Annotated in this window: 16 protein-coding genes; 14 read left to right on the top strand and 2 right to left on the bottom strand. The window is 73.6% G+C overall.

The window, feature by feature from the left end:
• Nucleotides 1-63: 63 nt before the first annotated feature.
• The 5 genes from ACFPIH_RS00515 to ACFPIH_RS00495 are packed head-to-tail and all read left to right on the top strand — an operon-like array spanning nucleotide 64 to nucleotide 4,373.
• The gene (locus ACFPIH_RS00515) at nucleotides 64-1,395 is read left to right on the top strand and encodes an L-fuconate dehydratase (RefSeq protein WP_381166024.1); all 1,332 of its coding nucleotides are present in this window, start codon (nucleotides 64-66) and stop codon (nucleotides 1,393-1,395) included.
• A gap of 23 nt (nucleotides 1,396-1,418) precedes the next feature.
• Entirely contained in the window at nucleotides 1,419-2,177 is a 759-nt protein-coding gene (locus ACFPIH_RS00510) for an SDR family NAD(P)-dependent oxidoreductase (RefSeq protein WP_381166022.1), read from the top strand.
• Nucleotides 2,174-3,172, top strand: coding sequence for an aldo/keto reductase (locus ACFPIH_RS00505; protein WP_381166020.1), 999 nt, complete (start codon nucleotides 2,174-2,176; stop codon nucleotides 3,170-3,172). Before ACFPIH_RS00510 ends, ACFPIH_RS00505 begins: the two co-directional genes overlap by 4 nt.
• Complete coding sequence (locus tag ACFPIH_RS00500) at nucleotides 3,169-3,480, top strand: L-rhamnose mutarotase (protein ID WP_381166018.1); 312 nt, start codon at nucleotides 3,169-3,171, stop codon at nucleotides 3,478-3,480. The genes ACFPIH_RS00505 and ACFPIH_RS00500 overlap by 4 nt, the downstream gene beginning before the upstream one ends.
• The gene (locus ACFPIH_RS00495; RefSeq protein ID WP_381166016.1) at nucleotides 3,477-4,373 is read left to right on the top strand and encodes an amidohydrolase family protein; all 897 of its coding nucleotides are present in this window, start codon (nucleotides 3,477-3,479) and stop codon (nucleotides 4,371-4,373) included. Before ACFPIH_RS00500 ends, ACFPIH_RS00495 begins: the two co-directional genes overlap by 4 nt.
• Here the strand turns inward: ACFPIH_RS00495 and ACFPIH_RS00490 are convergent.
• The gene (locus tag ACFPIH_RS00490) at nucleotides 4,361-4,747 is read right to left on the bottom strand and encodes a guanyl-specific ribonuclease (protein WP_381166014.1); all 387 of its coding nucleotides are present in this window, start codon (nucleotides 4,745-4,747) and stop codon (nucleotides 4,361-4,363) included. The two genes, ACFPIH_RS00495 and ACFPIH_RS00490, sit on opposite strands and share 13 nt — an antisense overlap.
• Before the next feature lie 230 nt (nucleotides 4,748-4,977).
• Between ACFPIH_RS00490 and ACFPIH_RS00485 the strand changes: the two genes are divergently transcribed.
• The gene (locus tag ACFPIH_RS00485) at nucleotides 4,978-5,649 is read left to right on the top strand and encodes a response regulator (RefSeq protein ID WP_381166012.1); all 672 of its coding nucleotides are present in this window, start codon (nucleotides 4,978-4,980) and stop codon (nucleotides 5,647-5,649) included.
• A gap of 43 nt (nucleotides 5,650-5,692) precedes the next feature.
• Nucleotides 5,693-6,904, top strand: coding sequence for a cytochrome P450 family protein (locus tag ACFPIH_RS00480; protein WP_381166010.1), 1,212 nt, complete (start codon nucleotides 5,693-5,695; stop codon nucleotides 6,902-6,904).
• Nucleotides 6,905-6,922: 18 nt separating this feature from the next.
• Here the strand turns inward: ACFPIH_RS00480 and ACFPIH_RS00475 are convergent, their stop codons facing one another.
• The gene (locus tag ACFPIH_RS00475; protein WP_381166008.1) at nucleotides 6,923-7,927 is read right to left on the bottom strand and encodes a Gfo/Idh/MocA family protein; all 1,005 of its coding nucleotides are present in this window, start codon (nucleotides 7,925-7,927) and stop codon (nucleotides 6,923-6,925) included.
• Between the two features lie 102 nt (nucleotides 7,928-8,029).
• Between ACFPIH_RS00475 and ACFPIH_RS00470 the strand changes: the two genes are divergently transcribed.
• The 7 genes from ACFPIH_RS00470 to ACFPIH_RS00440 all read left to right on the top strand — a co-directional run bounded on the left by ACFPIH_RS00470 (nucleotide 8,030) and on the right by ACFPIH_RS00440 (nucleotide 17,556).
• The gene (locus tag ACFPIH_RS00470) at nucleotides 8,030-8,794 is read left to right on the top strand and encodes a GntR family transcriptional regulator (RefSeq protein WP_381166006.1); all 765 of its coding nucleotides are present in this window, start codon (nucleotides 8,030-8,032) and stop codon (nucleotides 8,792-8,794) included.
• A gap of 171 nt (nucleotides 8,795-8,965) precedes the next feature.
• Complete coding sequence (locus ACFPIH_RS00465) at nucleotides 8,966-10,114, top strand: ROK family glucokinase (protein ID WP_381166004.1); 1,149 nt, start codon at nucleotides 8,966-8,968, stop codon at nucleotides 10,112-10,114.
• A gap of 37 nt (nucleotides 10,115-10,151) precedes the next feature.
• Nucleotides 10,152-10,439 carry a hypothetical protein gene (locus tag ACFPIH_RS00460; protein WP_381166002.1) on the top strand — a complete coding sequence of 96 codons (288 nt, stop codon included), beginning with the start codon at nucleotides 10,152-10,154 and terminating at the stop codon, nucleotides 10,437-10,439.
• Nucleotides 10,436-11,029 carry a sugar kinase gene (locus ACFPIH_RS00455; protein ID WP_381166000.1) on the top strand — a complete coding sequence of 198 codons (594 nt, stop codon included), beginning with the start codon at nucleotides 10,436-10,438 and terminating at the stop codon, nucleotides 11,027-11,029. Before ACFPIH_RS00460 ends, ACFPIH_RS00455 begins: the two co-directional genes overlap by 4 nt.
• A 97-nt stretch (nucleotides 11,030-11,126) precedes the next feature.
• A complete protein-coding gene (locus tag ACFPIH_RS00450) occupies nucleotides 11,127-13,982 on the top strand; it encodes a DEAD/DEAH box helicase (protein ID WP_381165998.1) in 2,856 nt (951 codons plus the stop codon).
• Nucleotides 13,979-16,375: an SWIM zinc finger family protein gene (locus ACFPIH_RS00445; protein WP_381165996.1), complete on the top strand. Its 2,397-nt coding sequence runs from the start codon at nucleotides 13,979-13,981 to the stop codon at nucleotides 16,373-16,375. The genes ACFPIH_RS00450 and ACFPIH_RS00445 overlap by 4 nt, the downstream gene beginning before the upstream one ends.
• Before the next feature lie 257 nt (nucleotides 16,376-16,632).
• Entirely contained in the window at nucleotides 16,633-17,556 is a 924-nt protein-coding gene (locus ACFPIH_RS00440; RefSeq protein ID WP_381165994.1) for an amidohydrolase family protein, read from the top strand.
• The last annotated feature ends 5 nt before the right edge of the window (nucleotides 17,557-17,561 follow it).

Below are 17,561 nucleotides of genomic sequence, written 5' to 3'. Positions count from 1 at the left end.
ACGTTGTGCGCTCTAGAGTCGCGGTGCTGTCATACCTCCGATGAATTTGTGAAAGGCATCCATGTGACTGCCCCCTCCGCCCGGATCACCGCGGTCGACACCTTCGACGTCCGTTTCCCCACCTCGCGGGAACTGGACGGCTCGGACGCGATGAACCCGGACCCCGACTACTCGGCCGCCTACCTGGTGCTGCGCACCGACGCGGGGGACGGTCTCGAGGGCCACGGCTTCAGCTTCACCATCGGACGCGGCAACGACGTACAGGTCGCCGCCATCGCCGCCCTGCGCCCGCACCTGGTGGGCCGGTCCGTCGACGAGCTGTGCGCCGACCCGGGGTCGCTCAGCCGGGACCTGGTCGGGGACAGCCAACTGCGCTGGCTGGGCCCGGAGAAGGGCGTGATGCACATGGCGATCGGCGCCGTCGTCAACGCCGTCTGGGACCTGGCCGCCAAGCGGGCCGGACAGCCCCTGTGGCGGCTCCTGGCGCACGCCGACCCCGAGTGGCTGGTCTCCCAGGTCGACTTCCGCTACATCGCCGACGCCCTCACCCCCGAGGAGGCGCTCGCCCTGCTGCGCGCGGGCCGCGCCGGGCTCGCCGAGCGCGAGGCCGCCCTGCTGGAGCGCGGCTACCCCGGCTACACCACCTCACCGGGCTGGCTCGGCTACTCCGACGAGAAACTCACCCGGCTCGCCAAGCAGGCCGTCGCCGACGGGTTCACCCAGATCAAACTGAAGGTCGGCGCCGACCTGGACGACGACGTACGACGGCTGCGCACCGCGCGGGCCGCCGTCGGAGACGGCGTGCGCATCGCCATCGACGCAAATCAGCGCTGGAACGTCGACGAGGCGATCGCCTGGACCAACGCCCTCGCCGCCTTCGAGCCCTACTGGGTCGAGGAGCCGACCAGTCCCGACGACGTCCTCGGCCATGCCACGATCCGCGAGGCGATCGCCCCGGTCAAGGTCGCCACCGGGGAGCACGTCCAGAACCGCATCGTCTTCAAGCAGCTGCTCCAGGCCGGTGCCCTCGACGTGCTCCAGATCGACGCCGCCCGGGTCGGCGGCGTCAACGAGAACCTGGCGATCCTGCTGCTCGCCGCGAAGTTCGGCGTACCGGTGTGCCCGCACGCCGGCGGGGTCGGCCTGTGCGAGCTGGTGCAGCATCTGTCGATGTTCGACTTCCTGGCGCTCTCGGGAACGACCGAGAACCGGGTCATCGAGTACGTCGACCACCTCCACGAGCACTTCGACGCGCCGGTCGTCGTCCGCGAGGGCCACTACCGCGCGCCGCTCACGCCCGGTTTCTCCGCCACGATGCATCCCTCGTCCATCGCGGAATACCGTTACCCGGACGGCGCTTTCTGGGTCGCCGACCTCGCAGGACAGTCGTCGTGACAGTCGTGACAGGAGGAGGACGTATGAGCGGGCTGGAAGGCCTGAGGGCGATCGTCACCGGCGGAGCCTCCGGCATCGGGCTGGCCACCGCCCGGCTGCTCGCCGAGCGCGGCGCAGCGGTGGCGGTGCTCGACCTCGACCCCTCCGGGGTGCCCGCGCCGCTGCTCGCGCTGAAGGCCGACGTCTGCGACGACGCGTCGGTGCGCGCCGCCGTCGACGACGCGGCCGACCGGCTGGGCGGCCTGGACATCGTCGTCAACAACGCCGGCATCGGCGCGCAGGGCACCGTCGAGGACAACCCCGACGACGAGTGGCGGCGGGTCCTGGACGTCAACGTCCTCGGTATGGTCCGCACCGCCCGCGCCGCGCTTCCGCACCTGCGGCGCTCGGCGCACGCGGCGATCGTCAACACCTGCTCCATCGCGGCCACCGCGGGGCTGCCGCAGCGCGCCCTGTACTCCGCCAGCAAGGGCGCGGTCCTCTCGCTGACCCTGGCCATGGCCGCGGACCACGTCCGTGAGGGCGTCCGCGTCAACTGCGTCAATCCCGGCACCGCCGACACCCCGTGGGTGGGCCGGCTGCTGGACGCCGCCGACGACCCCGAGGCCGAGCGCGCCGCCCTCAACGCCCGCCAGCCCATGGGACGCCTGGTCACCGCGGACGAGGTCGCGGAGGCGGTCGTCTATCTGGCGAGCCCCGCCGCCGCGTCCGTCACCGGCACCGCCCTCGCCGTCGACGGCGGTATGCAGGGGCTCCGGCTGCGCCCGGCGGCCGGCTCATGAGAACCACGCGCCTGGGGAACACCGCCGTCCCGGTCACCCGGCTCGGCTTCGGGGCGGCCGCCATCGGCAGTCTCTTCCGGCCCGTCTCCGACGAGGACGCCGCCGGAGCGCTTCAGGCCGCCTGGGACGCGGGCATCCGCACCTTCGACACGGCACCCCACTACGGGATCGGCCTGTCCGAACGGCGCCTGGGAGCCGCCCTGCGCGGACGCCCCCGCGACACGTACACCGTCTCCACCAAGGTCGGCCGCCTGCTGGTGCCCAACGACGGTGTCGAGGGCGACGACCTGGCGAACGGCTTCGCGGTCCCGGCGACCCACCGCCGCGTCTGGGACTTCACCGCCGACGGCGTCCTGCGCTCCCTGGAGGCCAGCCTGGAGCGGCTCGGCCTGGACCGGGTGGACGTCGTCCTGCTGCACGACCCCGACGACCACGTCGACCAGGCGCTGCGCGAGGCCTACCCGGCGCTGGAACGCCTACGGGACGAGGGTGTCGTCGGCGCGATCGGGGTCGGCATGAACCAGTGCGCGGTACCCGCCCGTTTCCTGCGCGAGACCGACATCGACGTGGTCCTGCTGGCCGGCCGCTACACCCTCCTCGAACAGGAGGGCCTGGAGGAACTGCTTCCCGAGGCCGCCGCCCGGGGGCGCAGCGTCCTGATCGGCGGCGCCTTCAACTCGGGTCTGCTCATCGACCCGAAACCGGGCGTCACCTACAACTACGCGCCCGTCCCGGAGCCCGTCCTCGACCGCGCCCTGCGGCTGAAGGCCGTCACCGAACGCCACGGTGTGCCGCTGCGCGCCGCCGCCCTGGCCTTCCCCTCCGGCCACCCCGCCGTCGCGGGCGTGCTGACCGGCGTGCGCTCCGCCGAGGAGGTGCGCGACGCGGTCGACCAGATCGGCCGCCCGATCCCGGCCGCCCTCTGGGACGACCTGCGCGCGGAGGGCCTGCTGGACCCGGACACCCCCGTCCCGCAGCCGGAGGAGACGCCATGAGGGTCGCCCTGCACACGAGGGTCCGCGCCGACCGCGTGGCGGAGTACGAGGCCGCCCATCGCGAGGTCCCCGCGGAACTGACCGCCGCCATCCGCGCCGCCGGGGTCGGCAGCTGGACCATCTGGCGCAGCGGCACCGACCTCTTCCACCTCCTGGAGGTCGAGGACTACCCGGCGATGATCGCCGAACTGGAGAAGCTGCCGGTCAACATCGCCTGGCAGGCGAGGATGGCCGACCTCCTCGACGTCGTCCACGACTACTCCGCCGGGGGAGCCGACGCCTCGCTGCCCGTGGTGTGGGAGCTGTGAGCGCCGAACCGGGGTCCGTGGACGCCCACCACCATGTGTGGGACCTCTCGGTCCGCGACCAGGACTGGATCACCGGACCCGAACTCGCGCCGCTGCGCCGCGACTTCGCCCTCGCCGACCTCGAACCCGAGGCCCGCGCGGCGGGTGTGGTCGCGACCGTGCTCGTGCAGACGGTCACCGTCGCGGAGGAGACCCCGGAGTTCCTGGCCCTCGCGGCCGGGAGCGACCTGGTCGCCGGGGTCGTCGGCTGGACCGACCTGACCGCGCCCGACGTCGCCGACCGCCTCGCCGCGCTGCGCGAACTCCCGGGCGGACAGCATCTGGTGGGCATCCGCCACCAGGTGCAGGGCGAGCCCGATCCGCGCTGGCTGCTGCGCCCCGACGTGCTGCGCGGACTCTCCGCCGTCGCCGACGCGGGACTCGTCTACGACCTGCTGGTCACACCCCGTCAACTCCCTGCCGCGATCGAGGCCGCGCGCCGTCTGCCGGAACTCGCCCTCGTCCTGGACCACTTGGCCAAGCCGCCCATCTCCACCGGCGTTCTCGAACCCTGGGCGGGGGAGATCGGCCGGCTCGCCGCGCTGCCCAACACCGTGTGCAAGCTCTCCGGCATGGTCACCGAGGCCGACTGGACCTCCTGGACCACCGCCGGCCTCCGGCCGTACGCCGACACGGTCCTGGACGCCTTCGGTCCCGGGCGGCTGATGTTCGGCTCCGACTGGCCGGTGTGCCGCCTCGCCGCCACCGGCTACGCCCAGGTCATGGACACCGCACGCGAGTTGACCTCCGGCCTCACCGCGGCGGAACGGCACGAGATCTTCAGGGGTACGGCCGTCCGGACGTACGGCCTGGAGGGCGTACGTCCGGACGGGGCCGGGCTTCAGCAGCCGTAGTTGACCAGGTTGAACGTGACGTAGTGGTCCGCGGTGTAGTAGTCCTCGTCGGTCTTCTTACCGGTCACGATGCGGCGCGCGCCGCGCGTCGACGAGCCGGGGGTCTTCACGGTGTACTCGTGGTAGTAGCCGGAGGTCTGGCTGGGCAGGACGCCTTCCCGGTTCTGGAAGACGGCCCCGTCCTGCGAGTACGGGAACGGCCCGCCCTGGTCGATCAGTTCGAGCGTGTCGTACGCCTGCGAGGGCAGCCTGGTGTAGCAGATGCTGCCGACCGCGGCGTCGGCCGTCGTGGCCGAGACGGTACCGCCGATGAGCAGGGCGGACAGGACAGCGGCGGAGGTACCGATGCGAGTGATGCGTGGGGGGATCCTCATGCCGTTCATGATGACGCGCGTAGAAGGTGTCATGTCAACGACAAGTGCAGAGAGTTTGCCGTCGGCGCCGAGGAGTTTTCGCGGCGTTAACCGAGCCCTTCGGTCAGTCCGCCCTACGGCTCTCGGCCGCCGCGAACAGCGCGCCCGGCTCCGGACAGGGTCTGATCGGCCTGACCGAGCGCGCGACGGTCCGCAACTCGCCCGCCGCCAACCGTGATTACGTAAGGGCCATGACTGCGATCAGACTCCTCCTCGTCGACGACGATCCTCTGGTGCGGGCGGGTCTGTCCTTCATGATGGGCGGTGCCGACGACATCGAGATCGTCGGCGAGGCCGCCGACGGCACCGAGGTCGAGGCGCTCGTCGACCGCACCCGGCCCGATGTCGTCCTCATGGACCTCCGGATGCCCGCGATGGATGGTCTCACCGCCACCGAGCGGCTGCGCGGCCGGGAGGACGCCCCGCAGGTCGTGGTCCTCACCACCTTCCACGCCGACGAACAGGTGCTGCGGGCCCTGCGCGCGGGTGCCGCCGGATTCGTCCTGAAGGACACCCCGCCCGCCGAGATCCTCGCCGCCGTCCGCCGGGTCGCGGCCGGCGACCCCGTGCTCTCGCCCACCGTCACCCGGCAGCTGATGGACCACGCGGCCGGCTCGGCCGCCGACACCCGCCGCGCACACGCGCGTGAACGGCTCGCAGCCCTGGGGGAGCGGGAACGCGAGGTCGCCGTCGCGGTCGGCCGGGGCCTGTCCAACGCCGAGATCGCCGCCACGCTCTTCATGAGCGTCGCCACCGTCAAGGCCCACGTCTCCCGCGCCCTGGCCCGGCTGGGCCTCAACAACCGGGTCCAGATCGCGCTGCTCGCGTACGACGCGGGACTTCTGGAGGAGGACGGGCACTAGACGCCGTTCCCGCGCGTTGTCGCGGTACGGGGAGGGGATCGGCATGACGACAGTGATCGACCTGGGGGAGTGGGGCGACGGATTCCGGCGGGATCCGCACCCGTTCTACGCGCGGCTGCGTGAACGCGGCCCGGTGCACCGGGTGCGGGTGCCACCGCCCGACGGGCACGAGACCTGGCTCGTCGTGGGGTACGAGGAGGCGCGCGCGGCGCTCGCCGACCCGCGGCTGTCCAAGGACGCCACCCGGATCGGGGTCACGTTCCTCGACGAACAGCTGATCGGCAAGTACCTGCTGGTCGCCGACCCGCCGGTGCACACCCGCCTGCGCGCGCTGGTCTCCCGCGCCTTCACCATGCGCCGGGTGGAGGAGCTGCGGCCCAGGATCCAGGGGATCACCGACGAACTGCTCGACGCGATGCTGCCGCTCGGCCGCGCCGACCTCGTCGAGTCGCTCGCCTACCCGCTGCCCATCACGGTCATCTGCGAGCTGCTCGGCGTCCCCGAGCTGGACCGCGCGGAGTTCCGCAAGCTGTCCAACGAGGCGGTGGCACCCACCAGCGCGGAGAGCGAGTACGACGCGTTCGCGCGGCTCGCCGAGTACCTCACCGAGCTGATCGAGGACAAGCGGTGCTCGGGCCCGAGCGAGGACCTGCTGAGCGACCTGATCCGCACCACCGCGGAGGACGGCGACCGCCTGTCGCCCGGCGAACTGCGCGGCATGGCGTTCATCCTCCTGATCGCCGGCCACGAGACCACCGTCAACCTCATCACCAACGCCGTCCACGCCCTGCTCACCCATCCCGACCAGCTCGCCGCCCTGCGCGCCGACCCGGCCCTCCTCGACGGCGCGGTCGAGGAGGCCCTGCGCTACGAGGGCCCGGTGGAGAACGCCACGTTCCGCTTCGCGGCCGAGCCGCTGGAGATCGCCGGCACCCACATCGCGGCGGGCGAGGCGGTGATGATCGGACTCACCGCAGCCGACCGGGACGCGGCCCGCTTCCCGGCCCCCGACCGCTTCGACATCCGCCGCGACACCCGGGGGCACCTCGCCTTCGGCCACGGCATCCACTACTGCCTGGGCGCCCCACTGGCCCGTCTGGAAGCCCGTACGGCTCTGCGCTCCCTCCTGGACCGCGCCCCCGCCCTCGCCCTGGACGGCCCACCCGGCGACTGGCTCCCCGGCATGCTGATACGCGGCACCCGCACCTTGCCGGTGCGATGGGGACAACGCGGCGGCCTGCGCCTGGTCCGGTGACGGCACCTTCGGCTTCGCTCACGCCCCCGCGATCTCCGTCAGGGCCACGGCTCTGCGCTCATGCCGGGAGACGTCGCACGCCTCCGCGATCCGGAAGGCCTGGAGGGCCTCACGGCCGTCGCAGGGGTTGACGAGCTCGCCGCGCACGACGCCCACGAAGGCGATCAGCTCGGCCTCGTACGCGGGCTCGAAGCGTTCCAGGAAGCCGGTCCAGGGCTTGTCGGCAGCCGGGGGTCCGGTGGGCTCGGTGGAGGCGATCGGGGTGCGGTCGTCCAGCCCGACCACGATCTGGTCGAGCTCCCCGGCCAGCTCCATGCGGACGTCGTAGCCCGCGCCGTTCAGCCGGGTCGCGGTGGCCGTCGCGAGGGTGCCGTCGTCCAGGGTGAGGACGGCCGCCGCGGTGTCGACGTCCCCCGCCGCGCGGAACATCGCAGGACCCGCGTCGGACCCGGCGGCGTACACGTCGGACACCTCCCGCCCGGTGACCCAGCGCAGACAGTCGAAGTCGTGGATGAGGGCGTCCCGGTAGATCCCGCCGGACACCGGCAGCCACTCGGCCGTCGGCGGCGCCTGGTCGGACGTCAGCGCCCGTACGGTGTGCAGCCGCCCCAGCCGACCGGACCGTACGGCCTCCCGCGCCCCCGCGTAGCCCGCGTCGAAGCGGCGCTGGAACCCCATCTGCAGGATCGTTCCCGCGCTCTCCACCTCCCCGATGGCCTGTAAGGTCCCGGCCAGATCCAGGGCGATGGGCTTCTCGCAGAACACCGGAAGCCCGGAACGCGCCGCCCGGCCGATCAGCTCGGCGTGGGCCGCGGTCGCCGTCGTGATCACCACGGCGTCCACGCCCCACCGGAAGATCTCGTCCACCCCGGGCGCGGCCGTCTCGCCCAGCCGCAGCGCGAGCTCCGCCGCCCGCGAAGGGTCCGCGTCCGTGAGGATCAGGGAGCCGACCTCGCGGTGACGGCTGAGTGTGTTCGCATGAATGGTGCCTATGCGGCCCGTCCCGATGACCCCGATGCGCATGAAAACAAAGTGACCTCGTAGCCCGTGCGATGTCAATCCGTTTGTCCGGACAATCGAACTACACAACTTCCCGTCAACAGCGCACACGGCTACGCTCGGCGGGTGCCGAAACCAGAAACGGACCCGACCACGCAGCTCGACCTCCGGGTGGACCGCAGTTCCCCGGTGCCCCTGTACTTCCAGCTGTCCCAGCAACTGGAGGCCGCGATCGAGCACGGATCGCTCACCCCCGGCAGCCTCCTGGGCAACGAGATCGAGCTCGCCGCCCGGCTCGGCCTGTCCCGCCCCACCGTGCGCCAGGCGATCCAGTCGCTCGTCGACAAGGGCCTGCTGGTGCGCCGCAGAGGCGTCGGCACGCAGGTCGTGCACAGCCAGGTCAAGCGTCCGCTGGAGCTCAGCAGCCTCTTCGACGACCTGGAGGCGGCCGGACAGCGCCCCGCCACGACCGTCCTGCTCAACACGGTCGTCGCCGCGTCCGCCGAGATCGCCGCCGCGCTCGCGGTGGCCGAGGGCAGCGAGGTGCACCGGGTGGAACGGCTGCGGCTGGCGCACGGCGAGCCGATGGCGTACCTGTGCAACCACCTCCCGAGCGGGCTGCTCGACCTGGACACCGGACAGCTGGAGGCCACCGGCCTGTACCGGCTGATGCGGGCCGCCGGGATCACCCTGCACAGCGCCCGCCAGTCCATCGGGGCCCGCGCCGCCGTCCCCGCCGAGGCCGAACGCCTGGCCGAGGAGGAGGGCGCCCCCCTGCTCACCATGCAGCGCACCACCTTCGACGACACGGGCCGAGCGGTCGAGTTCGGCGACCACATCTACCGCCCGACCCGCTACTCCTTCGAGTTCCAGCTGCTGGTCCGCCCCTGAAGGACGCCCCGCAGGGGCAGTCCTTTCAGGGGCGCGGGTCTGTGTCGATCTGCGGCTCCGCCGCGTGGGCGCGACCAGCCACAAATCCACCCGCACCCGGCGACGCTCCCGGACCACCCCGCCGCTCCCCGGCTCGGCACCCACCGGCAGGGTGAGGCAGAATCGGCCACGATGAGCACCTACGGCAACTTCAGCGCCCCCATCGGCTCCAGGCGCGCCCCCGCACTGCGCACCGTGGGCACCAGAGAGCGCCGCTCGCACCTGACCGCACCCCGCGTGCCGACGGTCGGCATCGACATCGGCGGCACCAAGGTGATGGCGGGCGTCGTCGACGCCGACGGCAACATCCTGGAGAAGGTCCGCACGGAGACCCCGGACAAGTCCAAGAGCCCGAAGGTCGTGGAGGACACGATCGTCGAGCTGGTCCTGGACCTGTCCGACCGCCACGACGTGCACGCCGTCGGCGTCGGCGCGGCCGGCTGGGTCGACGCCGACCGCAACCGCGTCCTGTTCGCGCCCCACCTGTCCTGGCGCAACGAGCCCCTCAGGGACCGTCTCTCCGGCCGTCTGGCGGTTCCCGTACTCGTCGACAACGACGCCAACACCGCCGCCTGGGCGGAGTGGCGCTTCGGCGCGGGCCGCGGCGAGGACCACCTGGTCATGATCACGCTCGGCACCGGCATCGGCGGCGCGATCCTCGAGGACGGCCAGGTCAAGCGCGGCAAGTACGGCGTCGCGGGCGAGTTCGGCCATATGCAGGTCGTGCCCGGCGGCCACCGCTGCCCGTGCGGCAACCGCGGCTGCTGGGAGCAGTACAGCTCCGGGAACGCCCTGGTCAGGGAGGCCAAGGAGATGGCCGCCGCCGACTCGCCGGTGGCGTACGGGATCATCGAGCACGTCAAGGGGCAGATCGGTGACATCACCGGCCCGATGATCACCGAGCTGGCCCGCGACGGCGACGCGATGTGCATCGAGCTGCTCCAGGACATCGGCCAGTGGCTCGGGGTCGGCATCGCCAACCTCGCCGCCGCCCTCGACCCGTCCTGCTTCGTCATCGGCGGCGGTGTCTCGGCCGCCGACGAGCTGCTGATCGCCCCCGCGCGGGACGCGTTCAAGCGCCAGCTCACCGGGCGCGGCTACCGCCCCGAGGCCAGGATCGTCCGCGCCCAGCTCGGCCCCGAGGCCGGCATGGTCGGCGCCGCCGACCTCGCCCGGCTGGTCGCCCGCCGCTTCCGGCGCGCCAAGCGGCGCCGCGTGGAACGCTACGAGCGCTTCGAACGTTTCACGGAGGCGGCCCGCCGCACCCGGGACACGGCATGACCGTAGGCCCCCGCCCCCGCCGCCCCGGGGAGCCGGCATGACGCCCGCCGTACCGCCCCCGTCGGCCCGGGGAGCCGGCATGACGCCCGTACCGCCCCCGTCGGCCCGGGGATACGGCGTGACGCCCGTACCGCCCCCGTCGGCCCGGGGATACGGCGTGACGCCCGCCGTACCGCCCCGGCCGTCCCAGGGAGCCGGCATGATGCCCGCCGTACCGCTCCGGCCGGCCCGGGGATACGGTGTGACGCCCGCCGTACCGCCCCGTACGACCCAGGACACCGGCATGACGCCCGTACCGCTCCGCACCGCCCGGGACACCGTATGACGGCCTCGCTGCCGCGCCAGGCCGTGCCCCCCGACGAGCCGCCCCGCCCGCCGGAGGACCGGCGTCATGTGATCCGCCGCCGGGCGCTCACCCTGCTGATCATCGTGCTGCTCATCGGAGTCCCGGCCGGCTATCTGGCGATCTCCGCCAGCCAGAGCCGGGACAGCGGCAAGGACAAGGAGGCGAAGTACTCGGCGACCGGCCTCACCGCGGCCTGGCCGTCGAAGGTCCAGCGCAGGCTGTACCACGTGCCGATCCCGCACCCGTCCAACAAGGTCGCCTACTACGAGACGAACAACTGGAAGACCAGCCGGCTCTACGTGCAGTTCCAGACCACCCACGCCGGACTGGAGGAATTCCTCGCCGGCATCGGGCTCGGCCAGGGCGACCTGAAGAAGGGCGAGATCACCATCGGCTCCCGCGACCAGGAGGTCACGGGCTGGCGGTTCGCAGGCCCGGGCGCCCGCACCGGCGACAACTTCGGACTCGTCCGCGACCGCAAGAACCCGACGCCGACGCTCCACGTCGTCGTGAACACCCAGAACCCGCTCTACCCCATGGTGTACGTCGTCTCGCGCACGACGCCCTGACCGGCCGCCGCGACCGCCGCCGGGGCCGATTGTCAGACCCCGCCCGTAGAGTCGAAGACGACTGATCGGAAACACGGGCGGGAGGTGGACAGAGCGCATGGACGAGAAGGTGTCGACGAGTTCAGCGGGGCCGCTGGTCCCGGCGGACGCGGGGACCGTCCCCGTGCGGCTCGCCGCCGTCTTCCTGCCCGCGCCCCTCCCGCGCGAGGGCCGCGTCGCCTTCTGGGACCCGCGGGACGGCGGCCCGCTGCCCGCACCGCCGTCCGCCGAGCCCACCGAGCTGACCGTCGTACGACGACACGGCGCCTCCGTCCGCCGCAGGCAGGCCCCGGCCCTCACGCTGCCGCTCGACCGGGCGCTCCCGCTGCTCGTGCGGGCCCGGCGCGACCCCGCCGCCCACCCCGCGACCGCCTGCTGGGGCGCCGCCGCGCTGCACGCGCTGCGGCTGACCGCCCGCGGCCGGCTGCTGCCCGGCCTCACCCGCACCGGACACGACGCCTGGCGGGCCGGGCCCCTGGACCCCGAGGACATCGCACATCTGCGCGCGGTCGCCGCCGCGCTGCCCCACGAGGGCCACGCCGTCCCGCTCCCCGGCCCCGGCCCGCTCCGGCTGCCGCAGCCGGAGGCCCTGGTGCGCGCCTTCCTGGACGCCGTGGCGGACAGCATGCCCCGCACCCCCGCCGCGCCCCACGCCTCCGGGAAACCCTTCGCCGACCGCGCGCCCCAGCGACTGTCCGGCGCCCACGACTGGGCGGCGGAGGTCGCCGCCGGCATGGACGCGGGCGTGCGGATCTCGCTCCGCCTCGACCTGGCGGCGTCCGACCTGTTCGACGACGCCGGCCGGGCACGCAGCGCGGGCGCCGCGATCGTCCAGGTGCACAGCCTCGCCGACCCCACCCTGGTCACCGACGCGGCGTCCCTGTGGGCCGGCGGGGCCGACGCCGCCTTCGGACCCCGCGCGCGCGTGGACGCGGCCCTCGCCGTCCGGCGCGCCGCGCGCGTGTGGCCGCCGCTCGCCCGGCTCGCCGAACAGGACGCGCCGGACGTGCTGTCGCTGTCGGAGGACGAGCTGAGCGACCTGCTCGGGGTGGCCGCGACCCGCCTCGCGGCGGCCGGGGTCGCCGTCCACTGGCCGCGCGACCTCGCCCAGGACCTGAGCGCCGCCGCCGTCGTACGACCCGCCCCGGGCTCGGCGACCGACGGCACCGGCTTCTTCGAGAGCGAACAACTGCTCCAGTTCCGCTGGCAGTTGGCGCTCGGCGGCGACCCGCTCAGCGAGGCCGAGATGGACGCCCTCGCCGAGGCCCACCGGCCCGTCGTCCGCCTGCGCGACCAGTGGGTCCTCGTCGACCCGGCCCTGGTCCGCAAGGCCCGCCGACGCGAACTGGGCCTGCTGGACCCGGTCGACGCCCTGTCCGCCGCCCTCACCGGCACCGCCGAGGTCGACGGCGAGCCGGTCGAGGCGGTCCCCGTCGGGGCGCTGGCCGCCCTGCGCGACCGGCTCACGGCCGGCGTGCACCCCGCCGAACCGCCCCCGGGGCTGCGCGCCACCCTGCGCGACTACCAACTCCGCGGCCTCGCCTGGCTGGACCTCATGACCTCCCTCGGCCTCGGCGGCTGTCTCGCCGACGACATGGGCCTCGGCAAGACGATCACCGTGATCGCCCTCCACCTGAAGCGGGCCCGCACCGAACCGACCCTGGTGGTCTGCCCGGCCTCCCTCCTCGGCAACTGGCAGCGCGAGATCAACCGGTTCGCCCCCGGCGTCCCCGTCCGCCGCTTCCACGGCCCCGAGCGCAGCCTCGCCGGCCTGACCGACGGCTTCGTCCTCACCACGTACGGCACGATGCGCTCCGCCGCCGCCACGCTGGCCGAGCAGCCCTGGGGCATGGTCGTGGCCGACGAGGCGCAGCACGTGAAGAACCCGTACTCGGCGACGGCGAGGGCCCTGCGCACGATTCCGTCGCCCGCGCGGGTGGCCGTCACCGGCACACCCGTCGAGAACAACCTCTCCGAGCTCTGGGCCCTCCTCGACTGGACGACCCCCGGCCTCCTCGGCCCCCTGAAGTCCTTCCGCGCCCGCCACGCGCGTGCCGTGGAGAACGGCGAGAACGGGGCAGCGGTGGAGCGCCTCGCCCGACTCGTCCGCCCCTTCCTCCTGCGCCGCAAGAAGTCCGACCCCGGGATCGTCCCCGAGCTGCCGCCCAAGACGGAGACCGACCACCCCGTCCCGCTCACCCGCGAACAGGCCGCCCTGTACGAGGCGGTGGTGCGCGAGTCGATGCTCGCCATCGAGACGGTGGACGGCATCGCCCGCCGGGGGCTGGTACTGAAACTGCTGGGCGCGCTCAAGCAGATCTGCGACCACCCCGCGCTGTACCTCAAGGAGGACAACACCCCCGTGGGTGACGCCCTCGCCGCCCGCTCCGGCAAACTCGCCCTGCTGGACGAGCTGTTGGACACCCTGCTCGCCGAGGACGACTCGGCCCTCGTCTTCACCCAGTACGTCGGCATGGCCCGTCTGATCGCCGCCCACCTCACCGCCCGCGCGATCCCCGTCGACCTCCTCCACGGCGGCACGCCCGTTCCGGAGCGGGAACACATGGTGGACCGCTTCCAGAGCGGCGCGACGCCGGTGCTGGTGCTGTCGTTGAAGGCGGCCGGCACCGGCCTCAACCTCACCCGCGCGGGCCATGTCGTCCACTTCGACCGCTGGTGGAACCCGGCCGTGGAGGAACAGGCCACCGACCGCGCCTACCGCATCGGCCAGACGCAGCCCGTCCAGGTCCACCGCCTCATCACCGAGGGCACGGTGGAGGACCGCATCGCCGAGATGCTCGCCTCCAAGCGGGCACTGGCCGACGCGATCCTCGGTTCCGGCGAGTCGTCCCTCACCGAACTGACGAACCGCGAACTGACCGACCTGGTCCGCTTGCGGAGGGAACCGCAATGACCGACCCGAACGACCACCCGCCGGCCGACCCAACCGAGCCGCCGGAAGCCTCGACCGAGGTGGGGGATGCCTCGACCGAGCCGGGGGAGCGCCCGGCCGACGCTGCCCGACGCGCCCTGCGCGCCTCCCGGGCCACCGAAGCCGTACGCCGCCCCGACGGTGCCGCTCCGGTCGGGGGCGAGGCGGCCGGTGCCCCGGTGCCGGGCGGGGGTGCGGGCGCCGGTGTGTCTGGTGGAGGTGCCGCGCGGGTTGGTGGTGCGGGTTCTCGGGCCGGTGCGGACGTCATGGTCCCCGGGCCCGGTGGGGCCGCCTCCCGCTCCGGCGACGCCGCCGCTGCCGAGGGGGCCGGGGGTGCCGTGCGCCCGCCCGGTGAGGGCGCTGGTGCCTCCGAGCCCGGTCGGGCCGCGCCCCGGCCCGGTGATGCCGCTCGCGCTGCCCTACGGCGTGCGGTTGGTGGGGTGGCTTCCGCCGCCGAGCCGGTGAAGCCCGACACGCCCGCTCCGGCTCCGCCGGCGCCCACCGTGCCGAAGCCGTCCGCAACGGGCGCGCGCCCGGCCGACGTTGCCCGGGAGGCGCTCAGGGCGGCCCGGGCCGCAGCGCGGCGCGCCGAGGAGGCGAGGGAGGCGGCCGAGAGCGAGGCACGCCGGCTGCGTGAAGAGCGAACCCGCGCCGCCGGCCGACCTTCCCCCACCTCCAGCGACCGGACGTTCCCCGCCTCGGCCGACTCGGCTTCCCTCAGCGGTGCCGACCCGGGTTCCCTTGACGGTGCGTCCCCCGCGTCCCCCGCGTCCCCCGGATCCCCCGCGTCCGTCGACCCGGCCGCCCCCAGCTCCGCCGACTCTGCCTTCCTCACCGGTGCCGTCCCGGCCTTCCCCGCCTCCGGCGACCCAGGGTTCCGCACCGGTGCTGACCGGGTCGCCCCCGCCCGCCCCCGGAGCCGTACATCGGACCCGGTCGCCCCCGCCCCCGCCCCCGGCGCCCGCGCGCGTGACGTGCAGGGGCTGCTCGCCGGTGCCTTCCGGATGCCGTCGGACGAAGCGGAGGAAACGGAGGAGGAGGGCCAGAGGGAGGGACCCGCCCCCGCCCCGGGCCGAGCTCCCCGCTCCATGGCCGCTCCCTCCCGGGACGGGGACCATCGCCGTACCTTTCCCGCCTTTCCGTCTCTCGCCACCGACGGCGACGGCGACGTCCCTTTCGCCGAGACCTGGTGGGGCAACGCCTGGGTCACCGCGTTGGAGGAGGGTGCCCTGGACGGGAAGCGGCTCGCCCGGGGGCGGGTGTACGCCCAGCAGGGGCACGTGGACGCCATCACGGTCACCCCGGGGCTCGTGCTCGCGTACGTGCAGGGCAGCCGCCCCCGGCCCTACCGCGTACAGGTGCGCCTGCGCACGCTGGACGGCGAGGACTGGGAGCGGTTCCTGGACGCCGCCGTCGCGAGCCCCGCGCACATCGCCGCGCTGCTCGACAAGGAGCTGCCGGAGTCCCTCGCCGAGTGCGGGGTGCCGCTGCTCCCCGGTCCCGGCGACCTCGAACCGCAGTGCAGCTGCCCCGACCGCGGTCACCCCTGCAAGCACGCCGCCGCCCTCTGCTACCAGACCGCCAGGCTGCTGGACGCCGACCCGTTCGTGCTGCTCCTGCTGCGCGGCCGGGGCGAACGCGAGCTGCTGGACACGCTGTCCCGCCGCAACGCCGTCCGCGCGGCCCGCGCCGCACAGGAGCAGGAGACGGGGACCGAACTCCTGCCGGGCGTACGGGCCACCGAGGCCCTCGCCCGCGCCGAGCGCCCGCTCCCGCCGCTCCCCGCCCCGCTGCTGGTGCCGCCGCACCCCGAGCAGCCCCCGGCCTACCCGTCCGCCCCGAACGGCCCGGACTCCTTCGCGCTGGACCAGCTCGCCACCGACGCCGCCGCCCGCGCCCACGCCCTGCTGGCCACCGGTCACGACGACATCGGCGAACTGACACTGTGGCAGGACGCCGTACGGCTCGCCGCGGCCCGCCCCGGTTCCGGACTCACCGCCGCCACCCGCTCCCTCTACGCCTCGCTCGCGGCAGCCGCCGGCCGCACCCCCTCCGACCTGGCGCGCGCGGTGGCCGCCTGGCGCCAGGGCGGGCCGGACGGGCTCACCGTCCTGGAGGAGTCCTGGGATCCCCCGGCGGGGCGTTTCGACCGGGCCCGCCCGCTCCTCCTCGCCGCCGACCTCCCCGCGTTCCGCCCCCGGCGCAACCACCTCACCCACCCCCGCGGCCACCTCCAGCTCCGCTTCGGCCGCGACGGCCTGTGGTACCCGTACGAGTCGGAGCCCGGCCGCGAGGACTGGTGGCCGCGCGGCACCCCCGACCCCGACCCGGTGGGCGCCCTCACCGGCCTGGGCGGCGGCCCCGGCGAGCAGTGAACCGCCGTCGCCGCACCGGATCCCGCCCGGCACACACGTCTGAGAGCGCGTAGGACGACCAAGCCTCACTGGAACGCTCCGGCGGAGCTTCTCCGCGCGGCGGGCTTCCGGGTGCCTCCGGATCCACCTGGACGTGCGGCTACGCCTCGTCCCACCCATCCTCCAGGCTGCTGCTAGTCCTCGTTGTCAATCTCCCTTCGGCTTGCTGCCGCGGGCCAGAGAGTCACTGTCTCCGTCACCGAAGCGAGGTAGAAGCGATGCCTGAAGGCCGCGTCGACACCCACCACCACGTGCTGCCGCCCGCCTACCGGAACTGGCTGATCGAGAAGGGTCTGTACAAGGCGCGGCCCGTGCCGTGGAGCGTGCCCCGCACCGTTCGGATGCTGGACGACCACGGCATCCGGACGGCGATCGTCTCGACGGCCCCGATCGGGCTCAGGCTGGACGCGGAGGATCTCGCCCCCAAGGCGCGTGAGGTCAACGAGTTCACCGCCGAGATGGCCAAGGACTACCCGGACCGGTTCGGATTCTTCGCCACCCTGCCGCTGCCCGATGTGGACGCGGCACTCGAGGAGATCCGCGTCGCCTACGACGAGTTCGGCGCCGACGGTGTCCTGCTGCCGACCAACGTGCACGGACGCTACCTCGGCGACCCCGACTTCGAGCCCGTCTTCGAGGAGCTGGACCGGCGCAACGCCGTGCTGTTCACCCATCCCACGGGCGTCGGCGGGACCCCGGCGCCAGGCATCCCGTCGTACGTCGCGGACTACCTCCTGGACACGGTGCGCACGGCGATCGACCTGGTGCGGACGGGACGCACGGTGAAGTACCCGAACGTGCGCGTCATCCTGTCGCACGGCGGAGGCTTCGTGCCGTTCGCGGCCCACCGCATGGCCACCGCGCCCGCCACCTGGGGTGACCTCAGCACGGCCGAGGTCGTGGAGCAGATGCGTTCCTTCTACTTCGACACGGCTCTCACGGCCAGCCCCTCCAGCCTGCCCAGCCTGCTCGCGTTCGCCAAGCCCGGACACGTCCTGTACGGCAGCGACTGGCCGTTCGCGGAGGAGGAGATCCCCTACTACAACGACTTCCTCGACACGCACGACATGACGACCGAGCAGCGGGACGGCATCAACCACGCCAACGCGCAGGCGTTGTTTCCCGGGCGGATCAAGGACTGACCGGG

The organism is Streptomyces vulcanius, from assembly GCF_042653945.1.
Lineage (GTDB): Bacteria > Actinomycetota > Actinomycetes > Streptomycetales > Streptomycetaceae > Streptomyces > Streptomyces mangrovi.
The sequence above is the reverse complement of the archived record's forward strand: the minus strand, read 5'-3'. Positions and strand labels throughout refer to the sequence as shown.

What these genes read in the sequence shown, in the direction of transcription:
- ACFPIH_RS00460 (WP_381166002.1), top strand. Translation starts at nt 10,152, where the DNA reads ATGACGCCCGCCGTACCGCCCCCGTCGGCCCGGGGAGCCGGCATGACG.
- ACFPIH_RS00490 (WP_381166014.1), bottom strand. Translation starts at nt 4,747, where the DNA reads ATGAGGATCCCCCCACGCATCACTCGCATCGGTACCTCCGCCGCTGTC.
- ACFPIH_RS00510 (WP_381166022.1), top strand. Translation starts at nt 1,419, where the DNA reads ATGAGCGGGCTGGAAGGCCTGAGGGCGATCGTCACCGGCGGAGCCTCC.
- ACFPIH_RS00485 (WP_381166012.1), top strand. Translation starts at nt 4,978, where the DNA reads ATGACTGCGATCAGACTCCTCCTCGTCGACGACGATCCTCTGGTGCGG.
- ACFPIH_RS00450 (WP_381165998.1), top strand. Translation starts at nt 11,127, where the DNA reads ATGGACGAGAAGGTGTCGACGAGTTCAGCGGGGCCGCTGGTCCCGGCG.
- ACFPIH_RS00480 (WP_381166010.1), top strand. Translation starts at nt 5,693, where the DNA reads ATGACGACAGTGATCGACCTGGGGGAGTGGGGCGACGGATTCCGGCGG.
- ACFPIH_RS00505 (WP_381166020.1), top strand. Translation starts at nt 2,174, where the DNA reads ATGAGAACCACGCGCCTGGGGAACACCGCCGTCCCGGTCACCCGGCTC.
- ACFPIH_RS00465 (WP_381166004.1), top strand. Translation starts at nt 8,966, where the DNA reads ATGAGCACCTACGGCAACTTCAGCGCCCCCATCGGCTCCAGGCGCGCC.
- ACFPIH_RS00445 (WP_381165996.1), top strand. Translation starts at nt 13,979, where the DNA reads ATGACCGACCCGAACGACCACCCGCCGGCCGACCCAACCGAGCCGCCG.
- ACFPIH_RS00475 (WP_381166008.1), bottom strand. Translation starts at nt 7,927, where the DNA reads ATGCGCATCGGGGTCATCGGGACGGGCCGCATAGGCACCATTCATGCG.
- ACFPIH_RS00500 (WP_381166018.1), top strand. Translation starts at nt 3,169, where the DNA reads ATGAGGGTCGCCCTGCACACGAGGGTCCGCGCCGACCGCGTGGCGGAG.
- ACFPIH_RS00440 (WP_381165994.1), top strand. Translation starts at nt 16,633, where the DNA reads ATGCCTGAAGGCCGCGTCGACACCCACCACCACGTGCTGCCGCCCGCC.
- ACFPIH_RS00455 (WP_381166000.1), top strand. Translation starts at nt 10,436, where the DNA reads ATGACGGCCTCGCTGCCGCGCCAGGCCGTGCCCCCCGACGAGCCGCCC.